Here is a 12,283-nt window from a genome sequence, read left to right as displayed (position 1 = left end):
CGCATGACGCGCGCCTCCCACCTGACGCGCCGCCAGCTGCTGCTGGCGGGATCGCTGGCCTCGCCGCTGGCGGTCCCGCTCGCGGGCTGCGCGACGACGGGACCGGAGGCGGCCCCGGCTGCTCCCGCCGACACGAACGCGACCACGGAGGCGCCCCGGCGCTTCCGGGTCGCGTTCGGCTCTTGCGCGAAGCAGTCCAAGCCGCAACCGATCTGGCGCGCCATCGGCGCCGCCCGTCCCGATCTCTTCGTCTTCCTCGGCGACAACCTCTACGCGGACGCCCGCGACGAGGCCACGCTGCGCCAGCGCTACGTCGAGTTCAACCACGTGCGGCCGCTGCAGGCCTTCCGCCGCGCCGTGCCGCACATCGCGATCTGGGACGACCACGATTACGGCGATGACGACGAGGGCGGCGACTACCCGCACAAGCAGCTCTCGCAGCAGCTGTTCTGCGACGCGTGGAACGAGCCGGCGGACTCGCCGCGCCGCCGCAACGACGGCGTGTACGCGAGCTACCTGTACGAGGCCTTCGGCCGCCGCATCCAGGTCATCCTCCCGGACCTGCGCTTCAACCGCACCGCGTTGACGGCCGATCCCAAGCTCAAGTCCAGCTACGCGGCCATGGTGTTGCGGGCCAAGCTCAGCGGCCAGCCGATGACGGGCTGGTACGTCCCCGACGACCGGCCCGAGGCCGAGATCCTCGGCGAGGCCCAGTGGCAGTGGCTGGAAGCGCAGCTGCGCATCCCCGCCGACGTGCGGCTGATCGGCTCCAGCGTGCAGTTCGCAGCCGACGGCAGCGGCTGGGAATGCTGGTCCAACTTCCCGCGCGAGCGGGCCCGGCTGGTCGAGCTGATCCGCAAGACCGGCGCCGAGGGCGTGGTCTTCCTCAGCGGCGACATGCACTACGCGGAGCTCTCCAGCGTCGACGTGGCCGGCGGCTACCCGCTGTGGGACGCGACCTCCAGCGGCCTGACCGAGGTCTGGGACATCCCCACGCCCAACCGCAACCGGCGCTCGACGGTGATGGCGGAGCTGAACTTCGGCCTGATCGACATCGAGCCGATCACGGCCGCCGCGACCGCGTCCGAAGGAACCCCCGGGACTGTCACGGAACCGCGCGAAGATCTGCGCCTGCGCATCGCGTTGTGCGACGTCGACGGACACGCGAAGATCACGAAGGACCTGCTGCTGTCCGGCCTGCGCTGGCCGGATCGCGCGAAGACCGCGGGCACGACGTCGGCGGCCGAGGAGATGACTGGATGACGCTGTCCCGACGCACGCTGCTCCACACCCTGCCCGCCCTCTGCGGACCCCTGGCCTGGCCCGCGCTCGCGCAGGGCGGCATGCCGGCCACGCCGGCCCTGTCCGCGCTGATGACGGCCGCCCGCAAGGAAGGCCGCATCGCCAGCCTGGGCATGCCCGACGACTGGGCCAACTGGCGCGCGACCTGGGCCGACCTGCAGCGGCTCTACGGTCTGACCCACGTCGACACCGACATGAGCAGCGCCGAGGAGATCGCCAAGATCGAGGCGGAGAAGGCCAACGCCAGCGCCGACATCGGCGACGTGGGCTTCGAGTTCGGCGCGATCGCGAAGGCGCGCGGCATCGCGCAGCCCTACAAGCCGACGACCTGGGCGCAGGTGCCCGACTGGGCCAAGGATCCCGAGGGCCATTGGGCGCTGGCCTACACCGGCACCATCGCCTTCGCGGTCAACCGCAAGCGGCTGCCGCAGGTGCCGCGCAGCTGGCAGGCGCTGTTCGCGTCCAAGGCCCGCGTGCTGATCGGCGAGGTCGGCCGCGCCGCGCAGTCCAACGCGGCGGTGCTGGCGGCGGCGGTCGCGCTGGGGGGCGATGAGACGCGCCTGCAGCCCGCGCTCGAGGCCTTCGCCAGACTGGCCAAGGACAAGCGCCTGGTGGCGGTCAACGCCAGCCCGGCGCTGATGGAGCGGGCCGAGGCCGACGTCTTCCTGCTGTGGGACTTCAATGCGCTGTCCTACCGGGCCAAGCTGCCCAACGCGGCGGACTACGAGGTGCTGATCCCGTCGGACGGCTCGGTGACGAGCGGCTACTCGACGATCATCAACCGCTGGGCGCCGCATCCGAATGCCGCGATGCTGGCGCGCGAGTACATCTTCAGCGACGCCGGCCAGATGCATCTGGCGCGCGGTCATGCGCGTCCGATCCGCATCGCGCAGCTCACGCTCCCGCCGGACCTCAAGGACCTGCTCGTGCCCGAGGCGCAGTACGCGAAGGCGCGCGCGCTCAAGCCCGCCGTGTGGACCGAGGAAGTGAAGAAGCTGCCGCGCGCCTGGCAGCGCGAGGTGCTGGGGGCGGCGCGATGAGTGGTCCGACGAACGGCGGGCCCGGCCTCCCGACGGGCACGACGTCCGGCCTTGCGAACGCGACGTCCCCGGCGACCGGCGCCCCCGCGGTCGGCACGGGGCCGCGCAAGCTCGTGGTGCTGCTGGCCGACGGCCTGCGCGCCGACACGGCCCGCGACTACATGGGCTATCTGCAGGCGCTGAACGAGGCCGGCCGCGCGCAGTGGCGGTCGCTGCGCTGCGAGCTGCCCAGCCTGTCGCGCCCGCTCTACGCCACGGTGATCAACGGCGAGACGCCGCTGCGGCACGGCATCCTGGGCAACGGCCAGGCGGGCGAGCGCCTGGAGCGCCACCTGTTCCAGCGCCTGCAGGGACGCGGCGTGCCGGCGGCCATCGCGGCCTACCACTGGTTCTACGAGCTGCTCGCGGGCCAGGTCTTCGATCCGCTGCGGCATCGCGACCAGACGCTGCCGGGACTGGGCATCGCCGCCGCGCGCTGGTACTGGGAGGACGACTACCCCGACAGCCACCTGCTGGCCGACGCCGAATCGCTGCGCCGCGCGGTGCTCGCCACCAGCGGTCCGGCGCTGCTGTTCATCCATCCGATGGGACCGGACCACGCGGGCCACGTGCACGGCGGCGAATCGACGCAGTACGCGATGAGCGCGCGCAAGCTGGACATGCTGCTGGCGCAGTTGCTGCCGCGCTGGCATGCCGACGGTTTCGACCTGCTGTTGACCAGCGATCACGGCATGAACGCCGATCGCATGCACGGCGGCCCGCTGCCGATCGAGCGCGAGGTGCCGCTGATCTGGGCGCCGCACGACGGCGCGGTCAGCCTGACGCTGCCCGATCGGCAGACCGGCATCGCCGGCTGGGTGCTGGAGCGGCTGGGCATCGATGTGCGCCACGAGCCGCGTCCGGACGCCGTCGCCACGCCCCGCGCCGACGCACGCGCGGACGTGAACGGCCAAGGCACGCTCGCATGACCCTGAGCGCGAGGACCGCCTGGCGGCTGGCGTGGCCGCTGCTGGGGCTGACATCGGCCGCGCTGCTGCTGCCCTTCGGCTGGCGCGCGGTCGCGATCCTGGGCGAGTGCGTCGCTCACGGCGACGGCTGCGCGATCGCGGACCTGACGGCGGACAGCTACTACTTCGAGGCCGCCTGGAACACCCTGTGGCTGGGCGCGCTGTCGGCGCTGATCGGGCTGGCCATCGGCCTGGGCGCGGCGATCGCGCTCGCGCGCCTGCCGCGGCTGGAGCGGCCGGTGACGCTGCTGGCGAGTCTGGGCGCCAACTTCTCCGGCGTGCCGCTGGCGGTGGCGCTGCTGCTGCTCTTCGGCGCGCAGGGGGTGATCACCGTGGCGATGCAGGCGGCCGGGCTGACGCCGTGGATCGACCTGCAAGGACTCGGCGGCCTGCTGCTCGCCTATGTGTGCTTCCAGGCGCCGCTCGCGGTGCTGCTGTTGATCGCGCCGGTGAAGATGCTCGACGGCTCGCTGCAGGACGCGGCGGCCACGCTGGGCGCCGGACCGGTGCTGTACTGGCGTCGCGTCGGCCTGCCGCTGATGCTGCCCAGCCTGGTCGAGACCTTCGGCCTGCTCTTCGCCAACGCCGCCGCGGCCTTCGCGACGCCCTTCGCGTTGAACGGCACCGCGGCGCATGTGCTCGCCGTGCGCATCGCCGCGCTGGTCAGCGGCGACATCTTCGCGCAGCCGGAGTTGTCGGCGCTGCTGGCGCTGATCCTGTTCGGGATGCTGGTCGTGGTGATCGGATTCACGCGCTGGTTGGCGGCGCGGCTGAGGGAGGGGCGGGCGTGAGCGGGAAGCGTGTGGAGGCCGTCGCGGGAGCCCGAAGACCCTCTCCCCTGCCCTCTCCCGCAAGCGGGAGAGGGAGTCCAGGGCCTGCCCCCGGCAGCGGGCAAGCGGGGGCAGGGCCTGCCGTCGCGAGCGGGAGACGGGGGCGTGCGCTCATCTCCTCGTTGGCGTTGGTCGTACTGCTGGTCGCGGTACTGGTGCCGATGGCGGCGCTGCTGCTCTACGGTCTCACCGAGCGTTGGGATCGCCACTGGTGGCCCGAAGGGCCGACGCTGCGGTGGATCGGCGAAGCGGTGCTCGATCCGCGTGTGCAGGGCGCGGTGCTGCGCACGGTGCTGCTCGCCTTGGCGAGCGCCGTGCTGGCGCTGGTCTGCGGCGGGCTCGCCACCATTCCGGCGGCGCTCGCGCTGCAGCTGGACGACGGCGCCTCGGCGCGCCGGCTGCGCCGCATGCTGGACCTGCTCTCGCTGCTGCCCTTCGCGATCGCGCCCGTCGTGATCGCGATCAGCGCCCTGGAGCTCTTCGTCGGCCGCTGGGGCGGCTGGCTGCCCTTGCCGCTGGTCTATGTCGCGGTGGTCGCGCCGACGCTGTTCCCGCTCATCCACAAGACGCTGCTGGCCGCGCTGGCGCAGCTCAACGCGGCCGCGCTGATCGAGGCCGGCCGCACCCTGGGCGCCAGCGACGGCCACACGCTGCGCCGCGTGCTGCTGCCGATGCTCGCGCCCGCGCTGCTGGCCGCCTTCCTGCTCGCGTGGGTGACGGCGGCGATGGAGTTCGCGATCGCCAACCTGCTGCTGGGCGGCCAGATGGAGCTGCTCCAGCCGCTGATGAACAGCCTGCGCAACGTCAACGGCCACCAGGCCGCGGCGCTGATGGTGCTCGCCTTCGCCGGCGTCGGCGCGATCGTCGCGCTGGCGGCACGCCTCACGCGGCGCTGGACCGCGTCCTCGCATTGATCCGATCCGACGATGACCTCGACTCCCGCCCCCGCCCCCGCCTCCGAATCGACTGCCGCGCCCGCGCAGCCTCAACTCTCCGTGCAGGGCGCGCGTCTCGCGCTGGGCGGCCGCCCCGTGCTGCGCGACATCGACCTCACCCTCGCCCGCGGCGAGGTGGTGGCGCTGCTCGGCGCGTCGGGCTGCGGCAAGACGACGCTGCTGCGCTCGATCGCGGGGCTGCAGACGCTGGACGCCGGCCGCATCGCGCTGAGCGGCCAGGACGTGAGCGCCCTGCCCGCGCGGCAACGCGACATCGGCATGGTCTTCCAGCACTACGCGCTGTTCCCCAACCTGTCGGTGCGCGAGAACATCCGCTTCGGCCCCCTCGCGCGCGGCGAGGAGCCCGCCAAGGCGGATGAGCGCGCCGACGAGCTGCTCGCGCTCATCGATCTGAAGGCGCAGGCGGACCGGCTGCCGCAGGCGCTGTCCGGCGGGCAGCGGCAGCGCGTGGCGCTCGCGCGCGCGCTGGCGACCCGCCCGACCCTGCTGCTGATGGACGAGCCCTTCTCCGCGCTGGACGAGCACTTCCGTCTCCCGCTGCGGCGCCAGTTCCGCCAGCTGCAACGCGAGCTCGGCCAGAGCTGCGTGATCGTCACCCACGACCGCGAGGAAGCCTTCGAGCTGGCCGACCGCGTGGCGGTCATGTTCGACGGCGTCATCGCGCAATGCGCCTCGCCGCGCGAGCTGCGCCGCGCGCCGGCGAATCGCCGCGTCGCCGACTTCCTCGGCATGTTCAACCGGCTCGATGCGACGGCGCTCGACGGCGCCTGGCGCCGCGACGCGGGCCACTGGATCGCGCCGATCGAGTCACTCGTCGTGGCGGACGAGTCCCCCATCGGCCCGGCCACCCGCTCGGTCGCCCATTCGACCGGACTCTCGGTTCCGGAATCGGACTCGGGAACGATCTCCGCCGGTGCATTGCGCTTCGACGCGACGCTCAAGGCCAGCTACCCCGGTCAGCAACGCGTGGCCTGGGAACTCGCGGGCCCCGGGGGGCAGACCTTGACGCTGTGGCGCCGCCACGAGGACGCCGAGGTCGAGCCGGGCACCGTCGTGCCGGTGGCCATCCCCGAGCCCTCGCTGCGCTGGCTCGCGGAGTAGCTCCGCTCCCGCGCCGTCGTGCCGCACGGCACGGTCGAGCAGGCCTGGCCCTGCCCTGCCCTGCCCTGCCCAGGCCAGGCCACCCAGCCAGCCAATCAGCCAATCAGCCAATCAGCCAATCAGCCAATCAGCCAACCAGCCAGCCATCCAACCATCCAGGTCCGAGCGTGCTCTCCGCCCGCCTGCGCGTGAACCCCAGGCGCGGACGACGGCGGAGCGCGGAGAATCCGCCCTCACAAAAGATCCGGAATCCGAGGGAGGAACACGCGATGCAGATGGCCGATTTCGAGCGCATCGTGGCGCGGCTCGAGCAGGAGAGCCTGTCGGCGCCGACCGCCTACAAGCTCAAGGTGGGGCTGCTGGCCCTGGTGGGCTTCGGCCTGATCGCGGTGCTGATGTCCTTCGCCGGGCTGGGCCTGATCGCGCTGGCGGGGCTGGCGCTGTTCCTGCTGACCAGCGGCGTGGGCGCCATCGTGGTGCTGCTCAAGCTGGGCAAGCTGCTGGTGCTGCTCGCCATCCCGCTGTGGTTCCTGGTGAAGTCCTCGCTGTCGGCGCTGTTCAAGCGCCTGCCCGCGCCCACCGGCACGCCGCTGACCCGCGCCGACGCGCCCGCCCTCTTCGACGCGCTGGACGAGATGCGCCGCCGCATGCGCGGCCCCCGCTTCCACCAGGTGCTGCTGGTCGAGGACATGAACGCCGCCGTGGTGCAGCGCCCGCTGTTCGGACTGTTCGGCTTCCCGCGCAACTACCTGCTGCTGGGCCTGCCGCTGCTCGAGTCGATGAGCGCCGAGGAGGCGCTGGCGGTCGTGGCGCATGAGTACGGCCACCTGGCCGGCTCGCACAGCCGCTTCGCGGCCTACATCTACCGCATGCGGCTGTCGTGGGGAAACATCCAGGCCATCACCGAGCAATGGCGCGGCTGGACCGGTCGCCAGCTGCGCAAGCCGGTCGACGCCTTCGCGGCCTACTTCAACGCCTACACCTTCGTGCTGGCGCGCGCCAACGAGTACCAGGCCGACGCCGCCTCCGCCGAGCTGGTCGGCACGGCCGCGGCGGTGTCGGCGCTCAAGCGGGTGAACGTCAGCGGCGGCGCCTACGAACGCTTCATGGAGGCGACGATCAAGACCACCCGCTCCAGCGACGTGCCGCCGCGCGACCTCGCGGAGCAGTGGGCGCGCACGGCCCTGGTGCCGCCGCCCCGGGAGCTGGTGCAGAAGGACCTGGACGCCGCGTTGCGCCGCGCGCCGCATGCCGCCGACACGCATCCCTCGCTGAAGCAGCGTCTGGCCGCGCTGGGCGTCGACGAGGCCGGCATGGCGCTGGCGCCAGACGCGCTGACGCGGCAATCGGCGGCGCAAGCCTGGCTGGGCGAGTCGGCGGTCGGCCATCGGCGCGCCTTCCAGGAGCGCTGGTGCTCGCTGGTCTCGGACAACTGGCGCGAGCAGTTCCAGCACTGGTCGCAGAAGCGCGAGCGCGTCGCCGCGATTCAGGCGATGCCGGAGCGCGGCGCCGACGAGGACGCCGAGCTGCTGCATCTGACCCTGCAGCTGCAGCCGGACGAGGACCACCTGCCCGCGTTGATCGACTTCAACGCCCGCCACCCCGACCACGCCCACGGGCTGTTCCTCGAGGGCTCGCAGCGCCTGGACAAGGACGACGAGACCGGCTTGCCGCTGCTGGAGCGCGCGATGGCGCTGGACGCCGACGCGGTGCGCGCCGGCTGCGAACGCGCCTTCGCCTTCCTCTCGAGCCGTCAGGACCCTCGCGCCAAGGACTACGCCGATCGCTGGAACCGGCGCGCGGACTGGGAAGCGACGCGCGAGCAGCAGCTCGGCGTGCTCGCGGCCGACAGCGAGGTCCGCCCCGTGGACCTGCCGGCGCAGACCCTGGCGCGCATGCGGGAGCTGCTCGCGCAGGTGAAGCCGAGCGTCAGCCAGTGCTGGATCGCGCGTCGCGTGATTCCGGCGGACCCCGATGCGGAGGTCTATGTGATGGTGCTGCGCGGCGACCGCTGGACCCGCATGCGCGACAAGGAAGGCGAGATCATCCAGGCGGCGGTGAGGCTCGACTGGCCGCTGCCCGGTCATTTCTGCACCGACGGCGCGCCCTACGCCGCGCTGAGCAAGCGGGTCGTCAAGACGGGGCTGGCGCTGCTCTGAGCGACGCCCTGCCCGCGCGACGTTCACAGGTCGCGGCGTCGGGGCGGCGGAAGCCGGCCCATGCGCGCAGGTGACTCAGGCGGGGCGGAACTGCGCGGGCAGCCCCTCGCGATACGGATAGAACTGGAAATAGGGCCGCGCCTCGTCGAGCGTGCGCGCGACCGAGGGCCGCTGCATCAAGCGCACGAAGTAGGCCGCCAGGCGCGGATGCTCCGCCGTGAAGGGCACGATCGTCGTCGCGTAGAACAGCGAAGGCGCCGCGGCGCAGTCGGCCATGCTGAAGGCGGCGCCGGCCATCCACGCGCGGTCGGCGAGCTTGCCCTCCAGCATCCCGTAGGCCATGGCCAGCGTGTCGCGCGAGCGCTCGACGGTGAAAGGGTCGCGGTCCTCCTCCTCGCGCAGCCGGTCGCCGACGATGGCCTGCATCGGCAGCATCACGTAGAGATCGAGCAGCCGGTCCATCAGCCGGACCTCCAGCGCCGCGTCGGCGTCCAGCGGGATCAGCGTCTGTCCCGGCCGCGCGTGATGCCGGGCGAGGTACTCGATGATGATGCTGGTCTCGGGCACGACGCGCCCGTCGTCGATCAGCAGCGGCATCTTGCCGGTGGGCCACCGCGCGAGGAAGTCCGCGCGCTGCGCCTCGTCGCCCAGGTCCAGGAAGCGTCGATCGGCCTCGACCTCCAGCTCGTTCAGCGCGATCAGCGCCTTGTGGCAGAACGACGAGAGGGGGTGGAAATGAAAGATCAGTGCCATGGCCCGCGCCTTCGTGGGTGTCCGAGAACCGGCCATTGGAGCAGTGGACGCCCGCGCGTCCAACTGCCGAAAGTTATCCGGAGGCGCGGCTTGGGCGATCGGCGCCTCGGGCTGACGGGTCCGGATCAGCGGGCGTCGGGCAGCTTCGCGACCACCTTGAGCTCGAAGTCGAAGCCATAGAGCCAGGTGACGCCGATGCCGGTCAGCGTCGGGTGCGGCGCCTCGCCCCAGTAGTCGGCGGCGATGGTCCAGACCTTCTCGAACTTGCTCTGCGGATCGACGATCAGCACGGTGACGTCGATGACGTCGGCGAAGGTGCAGCCCGCCGCGGCCAGCACCGCGTTCAGGTTCTCGAAGGCGAGGCGGACCTGCGCCTCCAGGTCGGGCTCGGGCGAGCCGTCGGGCCGGCTGCCGACCTGGCCCGAGACGAAGAGGAAGCCGTTGGCGCGAATGGCCGGCGAGTAGCGGTTGCGCTCGTACAGCGCCTGGCGGCCGGCGGGGAAGACGACATCGCGTGCGGACATGGGGATCTCGATTCGGGAAGTGACGATGCCGTGACTCTAGGAATCGCGGTGCCCGCGATAAACAGGCAGGTCGCACAATCACTGTTTGCGATGACCAAACAGTCGCCTCCCCGGCGCCCGCTCTGATGGATCGATTCGACGCCTTGCGCGCCTTCGCCCGCGTGGTGGAAGCCGGCAGCTTCACCAAGGCCGCGCAGACCTTGCACCTGAGCAAGACCACGGTGACACAGCTGATCCAGCAACTGGAGGCGCGGCTGCGGGTGAAGCTGCTGAACCGCACGACCCGCCAGGTGCGCGTGACCGAGGACGGCGCCGCCTACTACGAGCGCGTGGTGCGCGTGCTCGCGGAGCTCGACGACGCCGACACCAGCCTGTCGACGGCCGCCGCCGCGCCCAAGGGTCGATTGCGCATCGATCTGCCGAGCCCCTTCGCGCGCCTGATCCTCGTGCCTGCCCTGCCCGACTTCCATGCGCGCTATCCGGAGATCCAGCTGGATCTGGGCGTCAGCGACCGCATGGTCGACGTGATCGGCGACAACGTCGACGCGGTGTTGCGCGGCGGCGCGCTGACGGACAGCTCGCTCACGGCGAGGCGCATCGGGGAACTGCCCTTGGGCCTCTATGCCGCGCCGGACTACCTCGCGCGCGTCGGCTCGCCCACGCATCCCGCCGCGCTCGACGAGGATCCGCATCGCCTCGTCGGCTACCTGAGCTCGCGCACCGGCCGCGTCGCGCCGATCCCGTTGAGGCGTGAGCGCGACGGCATGGTGGAGGAGCACAGCGTGCACGGGCGCTACGTGGTGGCGCTCGACGATGGCAACGCCTATCTGGCGGCGGGCCTCGCCGGCCTGGGCGTGCTCTGGCTGCCGCGCTACATGGCCGATGCCCACGCGGATCGCGGCGAGCTGGTGCCGCTGCTCGAGGACTGGCACGCGGAGGCGATGCCGATGTTCTTGGCCTATCCGTCGAACCGCCACGTCAGCGCCAAGCTGCGGGTGTTCATCCAGTGGGTCGACGCACTGATGCGACGGCATGCGCCGGTGGCGGGGCTCGGCGAGGGTCGGGCTCCCGCACGTTCCGACGCGAGGCGTCGACCGGCGGGAACGGGCTCGATCCCTCGGGGGTCGAGGCGCGGCTGAAGACCCTCACCCCAACCCTCTCCCGCAAGCGGGCGAGGGGGCATTACAGGCTCGCTGACTTCAACGGCCCTCACCCCAAACCCCTCTCCCACTCCGTGGGCGAGGGGCGCGATACGGGCGGCGTCTGGCGATGGGGTCATGTCTTGATCAGAGAGGCCTGCCACGCAAGCGTCTGAGCGCTGGCGACTCCCTCTCCCGCAGCGCGGGAGAGGGCGGGGGTGAGGGTCTTCGCACACCAGAGCCTGCACGTCTCCCTCTCCTGCGCAGCGGGAGAGGGCGTCCAAGTCACCGAGCGCCTAGGCGCGAGGCACTCGAGCCCTCAGGCCTGCAGGCCGCTCGCCGCGAGCAGCTCGCGCCATTGCAGCTGCTGCTCGCCGAACTGGGCCCAGGCGGCATCGGCCAGCGCCTGGTGACGATCCGCCTCCGTCGTCTCGCCGAGCAGCCGGAAGGTCTGCGCCAGCCGGCTGTGCGTGATCGCGCGATCGTCGAGCTCGCAGTCGGGATCGAGCTCGATCTCCGCTTCCCGCGCCTGGTGCAGCGCGTGCTCGTGCTGGCCCAGGTTCGCGCGGCACCACGCGAGGTCGGACAGCAGGCTGCTGCCCAGCCGCTCCAGCCCCAGCGACATCGCCTGCGGCAGATGCTCCTCGTAGAGCTGGCGCGCTTCCTCGAAGCGGCCCTGCAGGGTCAGCACCTGCGCCCGCAGCACCGGCGTGAGCTCGCTCATCATCTGCGCGCCGACGGCCTGGTCGTAGTGGCGGACGGAATCCACCGTCAGCAGCATCTCGGGTCCGCGGCCGGTCTGGCCGGACAGGCTCTCGCGCCGCAGTTGCGCCGCGCGCATGCCGGCCATGTTGAACATCAGCGCCGACAGCGAGGCATCGTCGCCCTCGCTGGCCGCATGCCGCCGCGAGCGGATGTACCAGCGCTGCGCCGCCTCGGCATCGTCCGCGTAGTGCCAGGCCACGCCCAGCGCCATGCACACGCGCGCCTGCGCGACGTGGTGACCGGACTCCGGATCACCGACCTCGTCGAGGCAGCGCCTCGCGTGCTCGACCAGTTGCGCCGGCTCGTGCCGGATGAAGGCCAGCTGTGCCAGCCAGGCCGAGGCCAGCACCCGCGCCTCGGCCAGCGACGGCGCGTTGCCGGCGATGGCCAGCGCGCGCTGGATGCGGTCCTGCGCCTGCTGCACGACGAAGCCGTTGTAGTAGCTCATCAGGCCCTCGGCCAGATGCAGCCAGGCGCCGATCTCGGGATGCGGATGCTGGAAGGAGAGCTGATGCAGCGCCGTGAGCGCCTCGCGCGCCTCGGTCACCGCGCCATGACGCGCCAGCAGCATGGCGCGCTTCGCGCGCGCGCCGGCCGAGGCCATCGGCGACGCGGCCGAGGCGATGTCCTTCTCCAGCTGCTTGAGCAGCCGCGACTTGATGACGAGCGTGGCGGCGACGGCGGGCGAGGCGTCCTGCATGCCGGCC

At 71.9% G+C, this 12,283-nt stretch carries 11 protein-coding genes; 8 read left to right on the top strand and 3 right to left on the bottom strand.

Annotated features, from left to right (window positions below):
- Positions 1-3: 3 nt before the first annotated feature.
- The 7 genes from MCHT01_RS10510 to MCHT01_RS10480 all read left to right on the top strand — a co-directional run bounded on the left by MCHT01_RS10510 (position 4) and on the right by MCHT01_RS10480 (position 8,395).
- A complete protein-coding gene (locus tag MCHT01_RS10510) occupies positions 4-1,263 on the top strand; it encodes an alkaline phosphatase D family protein (RefSeq protein WP_067065284.1) in 1,260 nt (419 codons plus the stop codon).
- Complete coding sequence (locus MCHT01_RS10505) at positions 1,260-2,342, top strand: ABC transporter substrate-binding protein (protein ID WP_245643218.1); 1,083 nt, start codon at positions 1,260-1,262, stop codon at positions 2,340-2,342. Before MCHT01_RS10510 ends, MCHT01_RS10505 begins: the two co-directional genes overlap by 4 nt.
- Positions 2,339-3,310 carry an alkaline phosphatase family protein gene (locus MCHT01_RS10500; RefSeq protein WP_067065283.1) on the top strand — a complete coding sequence of 324 codons (972 nt, stop codon included), beginning with the start codon at positions 2,339-2,341 and terminating at the stop codon, positions 3,308-3,310. The genes MCHT01_RS10505 and MCHT01_RS10500 overlap by 4 nt, the downstream gene beginning before the upstream one ends.
- Positions 3,307-4,140, top strand: a complete 834-nt coding sequence (locus MCHT01_RS10495) for a hypothetical protein (protein WP_067065281.1) — start codon at positions 3,307-3,309, stop codon at positions 4,138-4,140. The genes MCHT01_RS10500 and MCHT01_RS10495 overlap by 4 nt, the downstream gene beginning before the upstream one ends.
- Positions 4,141-4,301: 161 nt before the next feature.
- Positions 4,302-5,093 carry an ABC transporter permease subunit gene (locus MCHT01_RS10490; RefSeq protein WP_148661479.1) on the top strand — a complete coding sequence of 264 codons (792 nt, stop codon included), beginning with the start codon at positions 4,302-4,304 and terminating at the stop codon, positions 5,091-5,093.
- 12 nt (positions 5,094-5,105) lie between these two features.
- Positions 5,106-6,236 carry an ABC transporter ATP-binding protein gene (locus MCHT01_RS10485; RefSeq protein ID WP_084452370.1) on the top strand — a complete coding sequence of 377 codons (1,131 nt, stop codon included), beginning with the start codon at positions 5,106-5,108 and terminating at the stop codon, positions 6,234-6,236.
- Between the two features lie 269 nt (positions 6,237-6,505).
- Positions 6,506-8,395, top strand: coding sequence for a M48 family metallopeptidase (locus MCHT01_RS10480; protein WP_067065277.1), 1,890 nt, complete (start codon positions 6,506-6,508; stop codon positions 8,393-8,395).
- 75 nt (positions 8,396-8,470) lie between these two features.
- Here the strand turns inward: MCHT01_RS10480 and MCHT01_RS10475 are convergent, their stop codons facing one another.
- Both MCHT01_RS10475 and MCHT01_RS10470 read right to left on the bottom strand, forming a co-directional pair.
- Positions 8,471-9,148, bottom strand: coding sequence for a glutathione S-transferase family protein (locus MCHT01_RS10475; RefSeq protein ID WP_067065275.1), 678 nt, complete (start codon positions 9,146-9,148; stop codon positions 8,471-8,473).
- 125 nt (positions 9,149-9,273) lie between these two features.
- Positions 9,274-9,672: a RidA family protein gene (locus tag MCHT01_RS10470; RefSeq protein ID WP_067065271.1), complete on the bottom strand. Its 399-nt coding sequence runs from the start codon at positions 9,670-9,672 to the stop codon at positions 9,274-9,276.
- Between the two features lie 125 nt (positions 9,673-9,797).
- Here MCHT01_RS10470 and MCHT01_RS10465 point away from each other — a divergent pair, with 125 nt between their 5' ends.
- Positions 9,798-10,811 carry a LysR family transcriptional regulator gene (locus tag MCHT01_RS10465; protein ID WP_084452356.1) on the top strand — a complete coding sequence of 338 codons (1,014 nt, stop codon included), beginning with the start codon at positions 9,798-9,800 and terminating at the stop codon, positions 10,809-10,811.
- 319 nt (positions 10,812-11,130) lie between these two features.
- On the opposite strand, the gene MCHT01_RS10460 is transcribed toward MCHT01_RS10465, so the two are convergent.
- The gene (locus tag MCHT01_RS10460; RefSeq protein WP_067065269.1) at positions 11,131-12,276 is read right to left on the bottom strand and encodes a tetratricopeptide repeat protein; all 1,146 of its coding nucleotides are present in this window, start codon (positions 12,274-12,276) and stop codon (positions 11,131-11,133) included.
- Positions 12,277-12,283 lie beyond the last annotated feature (7 nt).

This window comes from Mitsuaria chitosanitabida ATCC BAA-476 = NBRC 102408 (assembly GCF_001598255.1).
Classification (GTDB): Bacteria; Pseudomonadota; Gammaproteobacteria; order Burkholderiales; family Burkholderiaceae_C; genus Roseateles; species Roseateles chitosanitabidus.
The sequence above is the reverse complement of the archived record's forward strand: the minus strand, read 5'-3'. Positions and strand labels throughout refer to the sequence as shown.